Source organism: Vibrio sp. 1CM7H (assembly GCF_023161645.1).
GTDB lineage: Bacteria > Pseudomonadota > Gammaproteobacteria > Enterobacterales > Vibrionaceae > Vibrio > Vibrio diabolicus.
Window position 1 is genome coordinate 113,060 of record NZ_JALNTV010000001.1, and the last position, 16,586, is coordinate 129,645.

The 16,586-nt window shown below is 44.0% G+C and carries 19 protein-coding genes; 10 read left to right on the forward strand and 9 right to left on the reverse strand.

The annotated features are described in order from the left end of the window. The first annotated feature begins 109 nt into the window (after window positions 1-109). The 4 genes from MSG33_RS00510 (at window position 110) to MSG33_RS00525 (ending at window position 4,613) form a co-directional block, all read left to right on the forward strand. Window positions 110-1,234, forward strand: a complete 1,125-nt coding sequence (locus MSG33_RS00510; RefSeq protein ID WP_005395332.1) for a M14-type cytosolic carboxypeptidase — start codon at window positions 110-112, stop codon at window positions 1,232-1,234. Between the two features lie 457 nt (window positions 1,235-1,691). After that, on the forward strand, window positions 1,692-2,672 hold the full coding sequence (locus MSG33_RS00515) for an OmpA family protein (RefSeq protein WP_005395330.1): 981 nt from the start codon (window positions 1,692-1,694) through the stop codon (window positions 2,670-2,672). 136 nt (window positions 2,673-2,808) lie between these two features. Continuing rightward, a complete protein-coding gene (locus tag MSG33_RS00520) occupies window positions 2,809-3,678 on the forward strand; it encodes a LysR substrate-binding domain-containing protein (RefSeq protein ID WP_048624707.1) in 870 nt (289 codons plus the stop codon). A gap of 161 nt (window positions 3,679-3,839) precedes the next feature. Beyond that, the gene (locus MSG33_RS00525) at window positions 3,840-4,613 is read left to right on the forward strand and encodes an aminoglycoside phosphotransferase family protein (protein WP_248379365.1); all 774 of its coding nucleotides are present in this window, start codon (window positions 3,840-3,842) and stop codon (window positions 4,611-4,613) included. On the opposite strand, the gene MSG33_RS00530 is transcribed toward MSG33_RS00525, so the two are convergent. After that, on the reverse strand, window positions 4,610-5,485 hold the full coding sequence (locus tag MSG33_RS00530; RefSeq protein ID WP_104972261.1) for a LysR family transcriptional regulator: 876 nt from the start codon (window positions 5,483-5,485) through the stop codon (window positions 4,610-4,612). The genes MSG33_RS00525 and MSG33_RS00530 overlap by 4 nt on opposite strands. Before the next feature lie 256 nt (window positions 5,486-5,741). Between MSG33_RS00530 and MSG33_RS00535 the strand changes: the two genes are divergently transcribed. Continuing rightward, a complete protein-coding gene (locus MSG33_RS00535; RefSeq protein WP_005395322.1) occupies window positions 5,742-5,978 on the forward strand; it encodes a hypothetical protein in 237 nt (78 codons plus the stop codon). A gap of 77 nt (window positions 5,979-6,055) precedes the next feature. On the opposite strand, the gene MSG33_RS00540 is transcribed toward MSG33_RS00535, so the two are convergent. Both MSG33_RS00540 and MSG33_RS00545 read right to left on the reverse strand, forming a co-directional pair. After that, the gene (locus MSG33_RS00540; protein WP_248379366.1) at window positions 6,056-7,552 is read right to left on the reverse strand and encodes an MFS transporter; all 1,497 of its coding nucleotides are present in this window, start codon (window positions 7,550-7,552) and stop codon (window positions 6,056-6,058) included. Between the two features lie 334 nt (window positions 7,553-7,886). Continuing rightward, entirely contained in the window at window positions 7,887-9,257 is a 1,371-nt protein-coding gene (locus MSG33_RS00545; RefSeq protein WP_248379367.1) for an L-serine ammonia-lyase, read from the reverse strand. Window positions 9,258-9,388: 131 nt separating this feature from the next. Here MSG33_RS00545 and MSG33_RS00550 point away from each other — a divergent pair, with 131 nt between their 5' ends. Continuing rightward, a complete protein-coding gene (locus tag MSG33_RS00550) occupies window positions 9,389-10,231 on the forward strand; it encodes a YdcF family protein (protein ID WP_248379369.1) in 843 nt (280 codons plus the stop codon). Here the strand turns inward: MSG33_RS00550 and MSG33_RS00555 are convergent. Both MSG33_RS00555 and MSG33_RS00560 read right to left on the reverse strand, forming a co-directional pair. Continuing rightward, window positions 10,221-10,877: a hypothetical protein gene (locus MSG33_RS00555; RefSeq protein ID WP_085343320.1), complete on the reverse strand. Its 657-nt coding sequence runs from the start codon at window positions 10,875-10,877 to the stop codon at window positions 10,221-10,223. The two genes, MSG33_RS00550 and MSG33_RS00555, sit on opposite strands and share 11 nt — an antisense overlap. A gap of 249 nt (window positions 10,878-11,126) precedes the next feature. Beyond that, window positions 11,127-11,393, reverse strand: a complete 267-nt coding sequence (locus MSG33_RS00560) for a DUF333 domain-containing protein (RefSeq protein WP_005395313.1) — start codon at window positions 11,391-11,393, stop codon at window positions 11,127-11,129. Between the two features lie 278 nt (window positions 11,394-11,671). Here MSG33_RS00560 and MSG33_RS00565 point away from each other — a divergent pair, with 278 nt between their 5' ends. Further along, window positions 11,672-12,190, forward strand: coding sequence for an NUDIX hydrolase (locus tag MSG33_RS00565; RefSeq protein ID WP_005395311.1), 519 nt, complete (start codon window positions 11,672-11,674; stop codon window positions 12,188-12,190). 436 nt (window positions 12,191-12,626) lie between these two features. Here the strand turns inward: MSG33_RS00565 and MSG33_RS00570 are convergent, their stop codons facing one another. From MSG33_RS00570 to flgA, 4 genes are all read right to left on the reverse strand, one after another. Then, on the reverse strand, window positions 12,627-13,373 hold the full coding sequence (locus tag MSG33_RS00570) for a lytic transglycosylase domain-containing protein (RefSeq protein ID WP_104970254.1): 747 nt from the start codon (window positions 13,371-13,373) through the stop codon (window positions 12,627-12,629). Next, window positions 13,354-13,791 (reverse strand): flagellar export chaperone FlgN, encoded by a 438-nt coding sequence (gene flgN, locus MSG33_RS00575; protein WP_006741304.1) that lies wholly within the window; start codon window positions 13,789-13,791, stop codon window positions 13,354-13,356. The genes MSG33_RS00570 and flgN overlap by 20 nt, the downstream gene beginning before the upstream one ends. A gap of 20 nt (window positions 13,792-13,811) precedes the next feature. Next, entirely contained in the window at window positions 13,812-14,093 is a 282-nt protein-coding gene (gene flgM, locus MSG33_RS00580) for a flagellar biosynthesis anti-sigma factor FlgM (protein ID WP_006741305.1), read from the reverse strand. 134 nt (window positions 14,094-14,227) lie between these two features. Continuing rightward, the gene (flgA, locus tag MSG33_RS00585) at window positions 14,228-15,025 is read right to left on the reverse strand and encodes a flagellar basal body P-ring formation chaperone FlgA (protein WP_047008010.1); all 798 of its coding nucleotides are present in this window, start codon (window positions 15,023-15,025) and stop codon (window positions 14,228-14,230) included. Between the two features lie 77 nt (window positions 15,026-15,102). On the opposite strand from flgA, the gene flgB reads away from it, so the two are divergent. The 3 genes from flgB to flgD are packed head-to-tail and all read left to right on the forward strand — an operon-like array spanning window position 15,103 to window position 16,585. Continuing rightward, window positions 15,103-15,465, forward strand: coding sequence for a flagellar basal body rod protein FlgB (flgB, locus tag MSG33_RS00590; RefSeq protein ID WP_005395306.1), 363 nt, complete (start codon window positions 15,103-15,105; stop codon window positions 15,463-15,465). Window positions 15,466-15,467: 2 nt separating this feature from the next. Then, on the forward strand, window positions 15,468-15,902 hold the full coding sequence (flgC, locus tag MSG33_RS00595; RefSeq protein ID WP_005395305.1) for a flagellar basal body rod protein FlgC: 435 nt from the start codon (window positions 15,468-15,470) through the stop codon (window positions 15,900-15,902). Beyond that, the gene (flgD, locus tag MSG33_RS00600; RefSeq protein ID WP_005395303.1) at window positions 15,902-16,585 is read left to right on the forward strand and encodes a flagellar hook assembly protein FlgD; all 684 of its coding nucleotides are present in this window, start codon (window positions 15,902-15,904) and stop codon (window positions 16,583-16,585) included. The genes flgC and flgD overlap by 1 nt, the downstream gene beginning before the upstream one ends. Window position 16,586: the final 1 nt, after the last annotated feature.

The window sequence follows — 16,586 nt, forward strand, 5'->3', positions numbered from 1 at the left end:
AAGACTTTAGCCACAAACGAGACAGTTTGCAGTGAAAGTCATTGGGGGGCGATGTAGCCTTGTGTTAGCCTCTGTCTTTCAAGCTCAGATTTAAAAGGTGAGTAATATAATGAAAGTATTCAGCAACTTCGATAGCGGCAGCATTCACGTAGTGAAAGCGGACGACAAAAATGACATCCAACTTAAAATCCCTAATGACAATATGTCAGAATTCTACCAGTGGTTCCATTTCCGTCTAGAAACCGAAGCCGAGCAGTCGCACACGATCAAACTGCTTGATTTGGCTAAGTCGGCTTATCCAGAAGGGTGGCAAGGTTATGATGTCGTAGCGTCTTACGACCGTGAAGAATGGTTCCGTATACCAGCAGAGTTCGATGGCGACACGCTGACTTTCACTGTTATCCCTGAGCGTAGCTCAATTTACTTCGCGTACTTTGCGCCTTACACATACGATCGTCATTTAGACTTGTTACACATGGCACAAAGCGCGCACCACTGCCAACTAGAAACACTAGGCCACACATTAGACGGCAATGACATGAGCTTGCTAACGTTTGGTGAGCCGGAAGAAGGCAAAAAGAAAATCTGGATGATTGCACGCCAACATCCGGGTGAAACCATGGCTGAATGGTTCATGGAAGGCATGATCCAACGTTTACTGGATGAAAATGACACGGTTGCGCGTGCATTACTGGAAAAAGCAGTGCTTTACGTGGTACCAAACATGAACCCAGACGGTGGTATTCGCGGCCACTTGCGTACGAACGCGGTAGGCGTGAACTTGAACCGTGAATGGCAAACTCCGTCTATGGAGAAAAGTCCAGAAGTCTACCTTGTTCGTCAACGTATGCTGGAAACGGGTGTTGACATGTTTTTAGATATCCATGGTGATGAAGCAATTCCTTACAACTTCGTCGCTGGCTCAGAAGGTATTCCTTCTTACGATGAAAATCTTGCCGCTTTAGAGGCATCATTTAAGCAAGCGCTACTGACTATTACACCTGAGTTCCAAGATGAGATTGGTTATGATAAAGATGAGCCGGGTAAAGCGAATTTGACGGTAGGCTCAAACTGGGTCGCGGAGCAGTTCAAATGCCTGTCGTACACGATCGAGATGCCATTTAAAGATAACAACAATCACCCAGATCCGCTTTATGGTTGGTCACCAGAACGCAGTGTATTATTTGGGCAAGATGTCTTAGCTGCAACGCTTACCGTGGCGGATAAAATCTAGTTCGATAACTTAACGTCTGTTCATTATTTCGAAAACAGCTCATTTTAAATGAGCTGTTTTTTTATGCCTTCGGTATCCATTCTCTCCTGTAAAAATTTGTTGCCATTCACAGGCTTAAATATCGATTCTTAAATTTGAGAATATGGGTTTTTATGGTGATTTGCGTCACAGAAAACTGGCTATTTTGTGATATTCTCCGCAACGAATTGACTATGGCTAAACCAACGCAACGAGACTTTATTTCTCGGTTGGGTATGCGGATGAAGCTCATGAATAGATGGTCTTGAGGTTATCTTTCTCCGTTTTACGTCATTGGCGTTTGAATATCATTTTTTGATTCTTTCCTACGCTATTTAGCTATTTCTGTTCGAAGAAAAGAGAAAGTTACGGCTTCATATTTTACGGCAGTATGCTGCCTCGATGTGTTGCTTTGTGTACAAGAAAAAGGAAAAGAATAATGAAAAAAATCGCTATAGCAGTGGCTACTGTACTTGCTGGTGGTGTGATCTCAAACGTTGCACTTGCTGACACTTACATGGGCGGTAAAGTAGGTTACAACTCTCTAAATGATGCGTGTTACCTAAACGAACCTTGTGACGACGACAGTTTTGCAGCATCTATGCACCTGGGCTACAGCTTCAACGAGTACGTTGCAGCAGAGTACGGTGTTGATTACCTTGGTGACTTCACTGCAAACTTCAAAAAGCCGGGCCTAAACACCGTTGACGGTGATCTTTGGGCGTTGACGCTTGCTCCTAAATTCAACCTACCGCTAACGGATTCTTGGAATCTATTCGCGAAAGTTGGTGCTGCATACATGATGGCGGGTGACGAAAAAGATTTCGTACCAACAGGCTCTCTAGGTGCTGAGTACAAAATCAACTACAACTGGAGCCTACGTGCTGAATACCAACGTTACCAAGATATGTCTGATGACGTGATTGAAGATATGGATTCAGATTTCTTCGGTATTGGTTTTAACTACAAGTTCGGCTCTGAGCCAGTCGTTCAAGAAGAAGTGGTTGAGGAAGTAGTAGAAACACGCCCTGCAACACGTATTGTTGAGCATGTTTACCCTGCTCAAACAACAGCGACAGTACAATTCGACCTAGAAAGTGCAGAAGTGAAAGATGCATCGACCCTTTCTGGTACCGTTGATCTGATGAACACTTACCCACAAGCTCAAGTTGAGATCACGGGTTACAGTGATACGACGGGTTCTGCTGCGTACAACCAGCAACTTACAGAAAAACGCGCGAAAGCCGTTGCTGACGAGTTCCAAGCAAAAGGTATTGCGGCTGAGCGTATGACAGTGAAAGGTATGGGTGAAGCTAACCCAGTAGCAAGCAACGAAACACGTCAAGGTCGTCAAATGAACCGTCGTGTTGAAGTAGTTGTCCCAGCGTTTGAATACCAAACCACTGAGAAAGCAGAATAATTCCTGCTTGAGAGACAGTTCCAAAAGCCAGCGTGTATCACGCTGGCTTTTTTGATCCCGCTTAACAAACTCAGCACTTTCATCAATTTGTCATCACCAGTTCATACCATGGCTACTGAGTATTTGGGAGAGTGTTATGCAAAGTTTACCGCCGCTTAATTTGCTCCGAGCGTTTGAAGCCACGGCGCGATTACAGAGCTTCACTAAAGCCGCAGAGGAGCTCAATGTGACCCGTGCGGCCGTCAGTCAGCAGGTGAAATCGCTAGAGCTGCAGTTAAATGCAACATTATTCGAGCGCAAGGGCACGCACCTTACGCTGACCAGCTCAGCAAAAGAATACTGGCCTGTGGTTAACCATGTGCTTCAAACCTTATCAACCTCGACCCATCATTTATTTACTCGCCCACAGAACAAGCAAATTACCTTACATGTCGCCCACAGTTTTTGCTCACAATGGCTAATGCCAAGGCTGGCCGATTTTCAGCGTCAATTTCCAGATGTTTCCTTTAAGATCTCTACAACCGCGAATACGGTTCCAAACGCCAGTGCGATCGCAGATATAGAAATTATTAACGGAGATGGCGATTGGCAAGAACAACAAGCTATTCAGCTTACCCAAGAAAACTGGATCGTTGTAGCAAGCCCCGGCTTTATTCAGTTAAATCCGATTGATGACCTCACGAAGTTGTCTCAAACACCTAAAATTTGCACTGGGGGTTATCATGAATCTTGGCAGGTATGGTTTGCGTACCAAGGTTATCAAGGCAAGGTGAGCAAAGTGATAGCCGAATTTGAACATTCATTGCTTGCTATTCAAGCTGCAACCAATCAACTTGGTATATTGCTGGTGAGAGACTTTCTTGTTGAGGATGAGCTGCAACAGGGGATATTAGTGCAAATCGGAGATTGGGGTATGCCCAGCTCCGGCGCACACTATATGATGGTTAGAGCATCAGAAAAGTCACACGTAAACACCTTTGCCCAATGGTTAATACAAAGCCTTTGATGTTTTACGGTCTATTTTTACAGCGGTACTTATTCTTGCGATTTACCTAACAAAATGCGCGGTTTCTTATAGGGTCAGTCAACCTTCTCTAAAAGCTTTGAGTGTATGATGATCTAGCTTTACGTTATCTGATGCGCGCTTAATCCACACAGGATACTGTTATGGAAACAATGCAAGGCGGTAGAGAAAATGCCATCTATCGAAAAGGGAATTTGATATCTCGTCCTGCCAGTTATTGGACGATGACTATCCATCAGCTACTTACCTATCTTCATTCACGAGGCTTTACGGCATGCCCTAAAGCGGTTGGTATTGAAAAAGGAAAAGAGTGGGTTAGCTATGTCGAAGGAGAGACTTACAACTATCCATTGATTGGCAACATTGCTTCTGTTTCCGCGCTCCAATCTGCGGCAAAAATGTTACGCGATATGCACGATGCATCTGAGGGTTTCCTTAAGCAATATCAAAATGAAGCGCTGCACTGGATGCTGCCACCACGAACACCACAAGAGGTGATTTGTCATGGTGATTTCATGCCATATAACGTGGCACTCCGTGGAGAGTTTGTCGTTGGTGTGTTTGATTTTGATACGGCGCATCCTGCGCCAAGAGTTTGGGATGTCGCTTTTTCGGTCTATGGTTGGGCACCATTTAAAACCGATGAGCACGATAAAATGGGCTGTTTGGAGCAACAAATTCAGCGTGCAAAACTCTTCTGCGACGCTTATGGGTGTTCGAGATTGGAACGGGAAGAGCTGGTGGAGGTGATGACACATCGACTCTCCGCGTTAGTTGATTATATGAGAGGGGGCGCCGCTCAAGGTGATGATAGGTTTCAAGCGAACCTAGAAGATTGCCATCATACCGCTTACCTCAACGATATCGAGTACCTAAGAAAACATAGACAAGTAATCACCCTAGGACTTTTAGGTTAGGGCTGGGTGATATCTTTAATGACATTGAATAACCACTGGTTTATCGGGGCTTGCTGTTGTGATCGACGACAGCTCATCACGTAGCGAACATCAAGCTCTAACCCGCCAGGAAGCGCGATACTTCGGCAGCCCTTAGGCACATGTCCACTCATGGTTATACCAAAATGATCCGTTTGTAGGAGCACTTTTTGAATCATCGCAGGATGTTCAATTTCTACCTTAGGTGTGGTTCTGAACCCCATATGATTGAGCCTTTCCAACAACGGGTATCGGTAGTCGTTCCATCCCGGCGTTTTGAAAAGTAAAAAGGGGTAGTTTTCTAGCTCTTGGAAATGTTGAGCGGGATGCTCATCTCGAACAAAAAATACGGCTTTTCCTCGACCTAGTTCGTTTTGAATAATTGACTGCGGAAGATCCTCATCAAAATAATGAATCGCAATAGCGTTTTCACCCTCAGTTAATCGCTTTTTCGCGTCGCTCCCCCAACGTAAACAAGAGAACTTTGCTTTTGGGGCGTGTTTTAGTAATTCTAAGTAAAACTTGTCACCAAAGTAATCCCAAAACAATGTGTTCGCATAAATAGTGATCGAGCCGTCAAAATGAGCGGGTGAAAAACTCTGTGGTTTGATGGAATCAATACTGGTGAGGATTTGTTCAAAATGTGGCATGTTCGCTTCGACAAAAGCCGTCGGTTCAAAGCCATTTTTAGTCTGAATGAACAAAGGATCATCGAGCTGCGCTTTCATTTTTGTCAGGTTTTTGCTGATTGATCCTGATGTCTTTCCGAGTGAATCCGCCACCAATCGGACGCTACGTAACTCATACATCCGTTTTAATACCAATATGTTTTGAATGTCCAGATTAATGCTCATACATCGTCTCATTTATCTTCTGCCGAGAAATCATATCTCTGAATTTCTGAATAAAAGACAACGTTCGGTCAATTTAAGCATGCTGTCGTATCTTATGGTTTATTGAAGGCGACGGTGGGCAGCAAATAGGCTTGGTCATATCAATTTAGTGGTTTGGGTTTCCATTTGGTAAATGATGACTTTCCTCGTATGAACATGTTTCTGTTGTTACAGTTTTTTCATCGAAAGAAAGTAAGAACAAAAACAGAGGTGACGTATGAAAAAATTAATCGCACTTGGTTTGATGGTTTGCTCAACAAACATAGCATTAGCTGGCGATGGGTCATACACGGGCACGATTGATATGACGATGGCTACGAAAAATCAGGTCGACGTCGAGCGCGCAGATTCTCAACTGACGCTGAAAGGTCGAAATGAAACGGCTTATGGCGGGGTAATCATCCAAACGGATGCTGCTACACAAAAAATTGAACTTCGTGGTCGACGTGATTAATCGAACATGTTGTTGTTAAGAAAATGCCGAGAATATCGCGGCATTTTTTATATTTTGAGATAGGTAAATCATCAAACTCAGCTTTGAACTTCAACCCCAGCTTCGATCTCGACTGGTTGCGCTTGAGTATCGCTTTCTTTCGCCGCATCAAGCATCTTGCGAATAATGAGTGACGCTGCCATTGCGATAGCGACCATCACGACAGCAAGGACAGTGAGTAATTGGAAATAATCACCATATACGTTTTGTACAATGTCTTGTGTGATGGTCTGTCCTTTCTCTAACGCGATAGAGGTTGAGAATGCAGCACCAATAATACCGCTTAATGCGATTGCCACAGAAAATAGGCTAACAGAGAAGTTTTCGATGTGCTTCGGCGCGACGGAAAGAATAAACGCTACGACCATCGAACCCACGATGACTTCTGCAATCGCCTGGAAGAAGTGAATAGCGAGAAAGATTTCTGGCATGATCACGACATCTTCACCCACGGTAGTCACGGCAAACGTCAAGATACCAAACGCTATCGCGGTCAGTACAAATGCCAAGGCGATTTTTGTCGCGGTAGAGAGGTAGATATCGCGCTTTTCCAGCAACCCAAAAAAGCCAGCTACGATAGGACCACCAACCATACACCAAAGCGGGTTCATTGCCATTGCTGCTTCTGGTTCGAGCGGAATAAAACCAAATAGAGAGCCTTTTAATGTGTTGATAGCAACCATGTTCATCGAGGTCATCATTTGTCCGTAGTAAACAAAGAAACAGGTTGTCAGCAAGGTCACAATTAAGATGGTCCCCATCTTCAAAGACTCAGCTTTGCTTGCTTTAAGCATCAGAGATATGAAGTATGCGATCGCCGCCCCTCCGATGGTGTATACGATATTTTGGCCAATATCCATGTTTGAAAACATGAAAAATACCAACGCGATCATTGCCAATGAAATCAATGCAAAAAGTACCCAGTTTTTTAAACTTACGGTTTTTTGATCAAGCTCAGAGGCTACGCCAACAAGATCTTTGCGGAATACCAATAGCATGATCAATGCCGCTGCTGCCATAACAGCAGAGATGGTAAAACCGCCATTAAAGCCGATCACAAGGACAATCATTGGGAACAAATATTGACCTAAAAAGGCGCCAACATTATTCACTGAATAATTGATTGGGTATCCTTTTTCAAAATCTTCTTGTGATTTGAACGTTCGTTTATAGAGGCTAGGGTAAGAGGGTGACATCAGGCCGCGGCCGTAACTGGCGAGCGCAATACCACACATTGAAAGTGGAACGTTAGAAGCAGAAGCCCCCAACACGAGTAATACGTAACCGGATGCAAAAGCGAAATATGCGATAGAAAGTGAGCGATAAGCGCCTAAAAACTTATCTGCAATAAAGCCGCCCGCAATCGCGAAAAGTGGCCCGATCGCCGAAAAAGCACCAACGATCATCATCGTATCGGCTTCGTTGTAATTTAGATCCTCTAGAAAAAATCGAGTTAGACTTACTAATACACCGTAAAATGATAAGCCAAACATCATTTGGCAGAACATCATGGATTTATTTAGTTTATTCCACATAATTTTGTACTCACATTAGCGGAGAAAGGTAGGTATTGTTATTTCTATTAAATAGTAATGAAACGAAAGATTGAGTATTGAAATAATTGTCGCATAACGTGGAAATGCTGCACTATATTTTCTAATGCTTAGGTGGCTAAATACTAATGTGTTGTTCTAGATCAATTTGAATATAGTAGTGCTTAATTCTGTTTTTGTTTAATTTTGTTGTATTTATTACTGATTGGGGCTAAAGGGGGTTTTATAGGATTACTGGCAAATAAAAAGAGGTCTTGCGAGAAAGGAAATTGCTGACGAAGTGCATCGCCAGCAATGATATAGCGGGCTTATTTGACTATTCGCATGGCGGTGCCATATGAATGACGGCCAAGCCACCTAAGGAAGTTTCACGGTATTTTTTGTTCATATCTTTACCAGTTTGATACATGGTTTCGATAACTTTATCTAATGAAATAAGGCATTTGCTCGTGCGCTTTAATGCCATACGTGAGGCATTAATGGCTTTCATTGCGCCCATGGCATTTCTTTCAATGCAAGGCACTTGAACCAAGCCGCCGATCGGGTCACAAGTCATTCCTAATGAATGCTCCATCGCAATTTCCGCAGCAATACAAATCTGCTCGTTACTGCCGCCTCTGAGCGCCGTTAAACCAGCGGCTGCCATGGATGAAGAAACCCCGACCTCTCCCTGACAACCCACTTCGGCGCCGGAAATTGACGCGTTAGTTTTGTATAAGATGCCGATAGCGCCAGCGACTGCGAGAAAGTCTTTCAGCTGTTTAATATCAAGCTCTTTGATGAAGCGATGGTAGTACATCAATACCGCCGGAATAACCCCTGCAGCGCCATTAGTTGGAGAAGTAACGACTTGTCCTCCAGCTGCATTTTCTTCGCTAACCGCAAAGGCAAAGAGGTTAATCCAATCCATGATCTCCATTGGATCATTCTCAACTGCAGCGTTGGCTTCGAGCTTTTTCAAAAGGTTTGGTGCACGACGAGTGACATTGAGACCACCTTCTAAAATCCCTTCCGTATCGAAACCACGTTGCATGCAGAGCGACATCACTTTCCAAATTTGTTCTGCTCTTTGGCTAATTTCTTCATCTGAGCGGAATGCCAGTTCGTTTTGTAGAATCATACCTCCCAAACTAAAACCGTTAGTCTCGGCTTTTTCCAGCATCTCATCCGCTGATGTGAAAGGAAATGGTACCGCGACTTCATCTTGTTGCGTGCCGCTTTCTAGTTCGTCAGCGGTGGCGATGAATCCGCCTCCGATGGAATAATAAATTTCAAACGCCACTTGGTCTCCCGCAGCGTCTAGTGCAGTAATCGTCATTCCGTTTTCATGCAGGGGAAGGTTGTCACTATGAAAGACGATGTCATGGTCGTAGCTAAACTCAATCTGGTGCGTACCAGCGAGCAGCAGCGTGTTGTTGTCTATAGTATTTTGTAGCGCACTTTTAGCGCTACTCATTTTAATGGTATCGGGTTTATTTCCCATTAAACCAAGGACAGTGGCTCGGTCTGTGTGGTGCCCTCTACCAGTGAGCGATAATGAGCCATAAAGGTCCACTTGCACCCGATGCACTTTCGCCATAGAGTCGCTAACTAGTTGAGTGAAATGGAATCCGGCAAGCATAGGACCATTAGTGTGGGAGCTAGAAGGCCCGACACCAATCTTAAATATATCGAAAATCGACAGCATAATTGACTTCCTTTAGCAGTGAACCTTTATAAAGGTCTCTAGAACAGTGTTGTTAACTAGATGTTAAAGCCTGTAGGCCGGGAGTGAAAGAAGATTTTTGTAACACTGCCAACTAAGCGCGAGATTTTGAAATGAAGTTAGACAATGTGGTCATTGTTTTAGGTAAACGCCTCGTCAATAGCAGATTGACCGTTGAAGGGGTAACAAGAGTCGAAGCCTTATCTAATACGATTGCGTCATTGCCGACAGAGCGAACGGCGATTATTTTTTGTGGTGGATTAACGCAAGGTCAACGCATTTCTGAAGCAGATGCAATGTACAGTTATTTTAAATCTCTAAATGCGGTCGCTGTGCATCCGTTCCCTGAACATCAAGTACTTTTAGAAAATCGCTCTTTGAATACGTTTCAGAACATGCGTTACGCTTCTCGTGTTTTGTGTGATAGTGGTTTGTTCCAGTTATGGTCAGCGCGTCCGGTTGAGGTCACCTTGTTGTCGAATGACTACCACCTTGAGCGAATCATAGAAATCCAAACCTTGATGGATGAGCAGGGATTATTACGAGTACTAAAATCTGAGTGCGCATCCATGGGCGTTACTCTCAACTTACCATTGGATATCAACAAACATATCAGCGTACCATACCCACATAAAGGGCCTGTGGCGGCGGCATTTTTATTACTGGATGAACTCACGACTTACCGAGTTTATTTAGAAGGGGTCAAGCAGGGAGCATTTTTACGAGACTTATCGGTTGTCCGAAAGAAGCCGCTTATGATCGCGAGACATGCCATTCAGAAATTGCTCGCTTTACCACTCGATAAAGATAGTTTGCAACAGATTGAAGACATGAAAAAGGCCGTCGAAATGACGGCCTTGGATGAATCTGTAGGAGCTGCGGAACAAGCGTTAAGGATCGTTCATCCGATATTAACTGCATTGAACCGCCGCTTGGATCCTGAGTCTATTCACTAAGTTCGCGTTTTGTGCGGACTGCGCTCAATGCGATCAAACAGTAGCAAAGGAGTTCCATGCCTTCTTCCGAAATATTTTTAACATCACGGATGTAGTTCTCGTCCATCACTTGTTGCCAAAAACTGCCCATGCCATACAAGCGAGAGAAGACCAACAATAGCATCACGGCACCAATTAACAGTTTCATGTGGGGAACCGTTAAGATGGTCGCCATTTCGTTCATGGTACCTTTACCACCTTGGTAAGCTTTGGCGCAAGCCAGTGCGGTGACAGCGAGCGCAGGGAAAACCCAAGAACCATGACGAATCATGTCTGTCCAATAGTCTGTTTCACGAATAATGAGCACCGCGAAAAAGCCGGCAATCAAAATGGCCGCATGCTTTAGCTGAGGCTGTTGTTTAGATAGGCTAAAAAATGACCACGATGCAATCGCGAGCATCACAAGCTGGAGTGTTTCTGTTATGGAAAGCTCACCAAGGCTTGAACCCAACACGACATAATCAAGGCGAAGACTGAGGTTAACGAGAATACTGATAGCGACAATCATCAATGCGCTTAAACTCGATTTATAAATGATGCGCTTTGACTCTTCAGTAACAACGTTGCTTGGGGCTGACTCGGCTTCTTTTACTATTTGTGTTTTCATCTTGCTCACCTGTTCCAGAAAATGTGGAAGAAATGTGAATTAGTGTGATCTGTGTTTGGGATTTTATTGTCCAAGTGGAAAGTTATGTCAGAGAAATGTCAAGAATAGAACACTGTTCGATATAGTGTCGATATGCGGTAAAGTCAGAGGTATGTAAAAATGAAGTGAGAAAGTTTTGATAAATCAAATAAAAAAGGAGCCTAAAGGCTCCTAAGTGATAGAGGGAATCTGGCGTGTCGACAAAAAATTTTAGTAGTCGCCACTCTCACTTTCTTTATGATTGTCGCGATAGTATTCCCATTGCTCGACACGATTATCGTCAGACAGCACGCAGTAAGTCACACGTTCGCCATTTTCCGAAACGGTATCCAACTCACCACCTTGCTGAACACAGTAAACGGCTGCAGGATTTGCGACGGAGGTATACTCAGTCGAGCGAGTGGCACCTTCGTAAGTTGAACAACCAGCCAGTACCAACGTTGCAGCCATAGCCATCATTAAATTTGTCTTTTTCATTCTTTATCTCCGCATGGGGTGGGCGAGTATTGTATTGATTATAGGCAACTTTCAGAGATTATTGTCTTATCGATGTTAAAAGTAAGAGGGACGTATAAGAATTTAGATATTCTCATCTTTTACTGGTTATCACGTCACACTTCTATTTGTTGCGGATTGTTACGAAGGTTAGAACCGTTGCGTTCAAACCAATGTCTTGAACGCATTTGGACCGACAACGATGATTTAAAGCGTGAAGTTCGGTAATATGCGCGCAAAACATGACAGTGGTATTTTCGATGAGACACTTAAAATCGACCGTTCATCCGGACATTGAGCACTTGGACGACAAAATTATTTTCCAGCGCAATGCGGCACGCGCCATCGTACTAGATGGTGAAGATGTGTTGTTGCTCTATACAGAGCGTTACCATGACTACACTTTGCCTGGTGGTGGTATTGATGATGGTGAAGATGTGATTGCTGGACTAGTTCGTGAACTAGAAGAAGAAACCGGCGCGCAGAATATCCATGGTATTAAGCCTTTCGGGATCTTTGAGGAATTTCGTCCTTGGTACAAAGACGACGCTGACGTAATGCACATGGTGTCGTATTGCTATACATGTAAAATCGATCGTGAGTTAGGCGAAACGGCTTATGAAGACTATGAAGTTAAAAATGGAATGCGTCCAGTATGGATGAACATTCACGAAGCGATAGCGCACAATGAAAAGACCATGGCAGAAAGCCCGAAAAAAGGCATGAGCATCGAGCGCGAAACGTTTTTGCTTCAGTTGATTTCTAAAGAATTACTATAAATAACTTAGCTTGCCTCATAGTGACTTACCCACTCATTGTTCTGTTGATAGGTCAGCTTTTAAATCGATAAAAAAAGTCCGGACTCCCCCCCGGAACCCGGACTTATTCCAGACGCGCAAGCGAAGCGTCATCTTGATATTTTAAATTTGTTTCGAACTATGAAAACAATAGCTGTTTTACATTTAGTGTGTAAATAATTATTAGGTCCAACCATTGGTTTTCATGTTTTTTGCAAACGCAATGTGACGCATATCTACCCAATTGGCAAGCGCAATTTGGGTACCTTTTAATAAACCACTACTCTTTCTTATCTTTGAGATACCTTACCTCAACTTTTTTGCACACGTTTGCATAGAGATCACGAGTTTTCAAATTGGCCGAACACGATCTTGTAATTTTACGTTTTTCTGACATTGGATTTTGTCGTGATTTTTATCACAAATTGACCAACGGAGGTAGTGGACTAAAGTCGATCAGCGGTTGCGAAACCATCGGAGCATCTGAAGCAAATAAGAGTAAAGGTTGAAATGATGAGGATTGTAACTGACCGATATCTATCAACTTTTCCAGCGCGAAGAATCGACTAACGTATTGGCGAGTCTCTTTAGGTAGTGTGAGCTTCTGGAAGTCGTTACTGCCTGCTCGCTGAATAGCGCGTGCGACACGCCCTTCACCTGCATTGTAGGCCGCTAATGTCAGCGCCATGTTTTGATCGAATTTGTTGTATAAAAACGTCAGATACTTGAGTGCTGCAGCTGTGCTTGCTTCTGTATCAAAACGATCGTCTTGTTTTGTATCTACAGTCAACCCGAATCGTTGAGCTGTTGCTGGTATCAGTTGCCAAAGTCCGGCGGCGTTGGCATGAGAAACGGCTTTGGGGTTGTAAGAGGATTCCAACATTGGCACTAAGGCTAGACTCTTTGGTAAAGAGTGGCTTTGCAGTTGTTTGAAAATGTGATGAATTACCAGGCTGGATGAATCGAGACGTTTGGCAATTTGTGGCTTGTATGGGGCTAAAACTTGATATTGCGTTTGAATATCAGCTGGGCTTGGTTTCGCCTGACTGGTGATTGAAAGGCAGGATAGTAAGGCGATAAAAATAAAAAGGCCTACAGTACTCAGCCGAGATGGCGACTGAATCTGTAGGCAAGACGAACATCGTTTAGAACGATTTATCTTCATAAGTGTGTTGCACAGGTTGTTTGAGTTGACTGACCAACTCATGGAACGCCGCAGAGCTGTGGCCATTGCTCTGATTGTATTGTTGGCACTGACTTACCAACGTTTCCAATAGCGCCCATTGTTTTCTAGCTTGCATACCTATTTGGGCAGGCAAAGCATTGAAAATTCGTTTTACGCTGGCGTCATTACACGCTAACCCCAGCTCTCGCATACACTGGCTTCTATCACTGGCTGAGCGGCTAAGTTTATTGAGTATTGGCATTTGTTTCTGAACATTGTTGCTCAGTGCCTCACCATCAAACTTTAAGTACAACGTTTTTTGCTGTTGAAGCAAAGGGATAAGTTGTTGATAGAGCTTGATATCCTCAGGTATTGAGCGAATAAATTGTTGAATTCGCTGCGATACTGCGCTTGCCATGATCTCTTCCTAGTGTGTTATTACTCGTGACCTGTATGGAATTGCATGATCGCCTTTGATAGTGCTTTTGTATCTAGGCTAAGTTCGCCACGCGCTAATGCGTTACGTACTTGTTCTACTTTTTCCATATCAACATCAGGTAGTGATGCCATTTCAGCTTGAGCGCGATCTATCGCTACGGTATTCGCTTGAAATGCAGGCTCGTGTACCTTGCTCTGTTCGACGACGTCGACAGGCTGTTTGCTTGCTTGCTGTAATTTTGTTTGTGGGACATGACCGCCCGCGACTTTGTCGATTTTCATGCTGTGGTCCTCATCATCATGTTCTAAATTAAGTAGGCGGTTAGGATGTGATAAACATTAAATATTTTTTTGTACTCGAAATTCAGCGTTACTGACGAGAGCCAAAATTAAAAAATGTTACTCTGAGTCCAAAATCAAAATTGAGTATGAACCTGGTTTAACCCGGTTACGACAGCTCTAATGACCTTGCCAGAACTTAGGTTTTCTACTTCAATTTGTTGCCCTTTCGCACCATCTTCTAAGGCGACTCCTTTCGTGCTGGCGCTAAATCCATTTTTGCTCGCAATCACTATGACCTCATTGCCTTTTTCGATTAAAGGTGGAGCCGATAAATTGGATGGGTTGACCACTTGCCCTGCACGTAAACGGCGAGAGGTTTCTAAGCCTATTGCTTGTCCTGGGCGAGTATAAAAATCGTCTTGTCGCGAGATGGTGCGCGTTTCCAGTTTAACGTGCTTGGCAGTCACAACTTCATTTCGACCGACCGTGGTTGTGGCAACCAAGACAGGCAGTGTCAGAGAAGATTTTATCGTGACGTTAATTCGCCAGGGTGAAGCGATGTCATCGCAACTTACTGAGCGCTTAAGGTTTCCAACTGGCAACGCTTGATTGTCGCGACCAGTGATGACCAGAGGCGACTCACACTCAGGTAGGTGATTCGCCGAGCCTGGTACCCACATGTCGAAATCCAGTTGGTATTCTCCCCACTGGTTAGAGTGAGCATTTTGGGCCACTTCTTGTTTGAAATGCTCTGCTACAACAGATTTTATCTCCTCAACGCTTAGGGTTCTGCCAGAGGTGTTGGCGAAAGTTTGTCCTGGTACTAGAGCAAGCAGAGTTAGCATCAATGTTGAGGAAGTAAGCACTTTCCCCTTGCTTTTAATGCTTTCCGTGAGCCGGAAGTTTGGCTTCCATCCTTGTTTGTAAATCATTGATATATATAGCTATTTTTTATGGCACGCATCTTGTTTGTATGTTGACGTATTCGAGCCAACTGTAAGGAAGATGCATGGCGATCACATTTGAAAATGCTTTAGGTGTACATCCAGAGGCACTTAATTTTCGCGTTCAGCGTACCAAAGTCCTTGCCAGTAACCTAGCAAATGTTGACACCCCTGGGTATTTGGCGAAAGACCTAAGTTTCACCACCGTAATGAACCAGGTGGCTGCAGGCGGTGTGAACAAACCAGTGCCTAAGTTTCAGGTTCAGGCCCAATACTCGGTGCCTTACCAGAACAGCAAAGATGGCAACACTGTAGAACTGGGTGTTGAACAAGCGAAATTCACGCAAAACAACATGGACTTTCAAACTAGCCTGACGTTTCTCAACATGAAATTTAATGGCTTAACGAAAGCGATTGAGGGACGTTAATTATGTCATTCACTGATATTTACTCGATCACTGGATCCGCGATGACAGCACAAACTGTGCGTCTTAACACGGTCGCCAGTAACTTAGCTAATGCGGACGCGGTGTCTGCAAATCCAGATGACGCTTATAAAGCGCTGAAGCCCGTATTCGCGACTGTGTACCAAAAAGCGCAGTTGACAACGGAAAACGGGGTTTATCCCAATGCTGAAGTTCGCATTGTTGACGTTGTGAAAAATGCGGGAGAAGCCGAGAAACGCTTTGAGCCAAACAACCCGTTGGCCAATGGTGAAGGTTATGTGTATTACCCAGATATCGATGTCGTGGCTGAAATGGCAGACATGATGTCAGCGACACGTAGCTTCGAAACCAATGTTGAAGTGTTATCAAATGTGAAAAGTATGCAGCAAGGTCTGCTTAGATTAGGGCAGGGCAGTTAATGAGTCTCGCACAATATACACCTTTATCGTCTGATGCTCCGGTGAGCACTAAAGCAAAAGAGAACAATGGCATTGCACCAAACCCTAAAGATATGAACAGTGCTTCTTCATTAGAGAACGAATTCATTTCTTTGATGGTGGCGCAGATCCAAAACCAAGATCCACTTAACCCACTTGATGGCACGGAATACGTTGGTCAGTTGGCTCAATTCTCTCAAGTTCAAAGTACCGAGAATATGTCCAAGACAATGCAACAGAGCATGATTCTCCTCGACAACATGCAAGTGCTATCGACAGCGGGGCTCGTCGGACAAACTGTTTACGTCAACTCCAAAGAATTTGAGCTTGGTGAAGGCGTACAGAACGGAAAAATCGAACTCGCTCATAGCTCAAACCAAGTGACGTTAGTTGTGAAAGATGAGTTTGGTCAATCTACTAAAGTGCCATTAGGTGCTCACGGCAAAGGTGACGTCGACTTTTCAATTAATCCTGAAGAACTTGGTCTTAAACCAGGCAAATACTCAGTGGCAGTAGAAGTGCAAGAAGGGCAAGCAAGTCCAAATGTGCTCATGGCTGGCACTGTTGAGCAAGTGCGTATTCCAAATACTGGCGGCGCAGCATTAGTCAATGTCCATGGCGTTGGCAACGTTCCTTTCTATCAAATCACTCAGTTTGGTGCTTAAC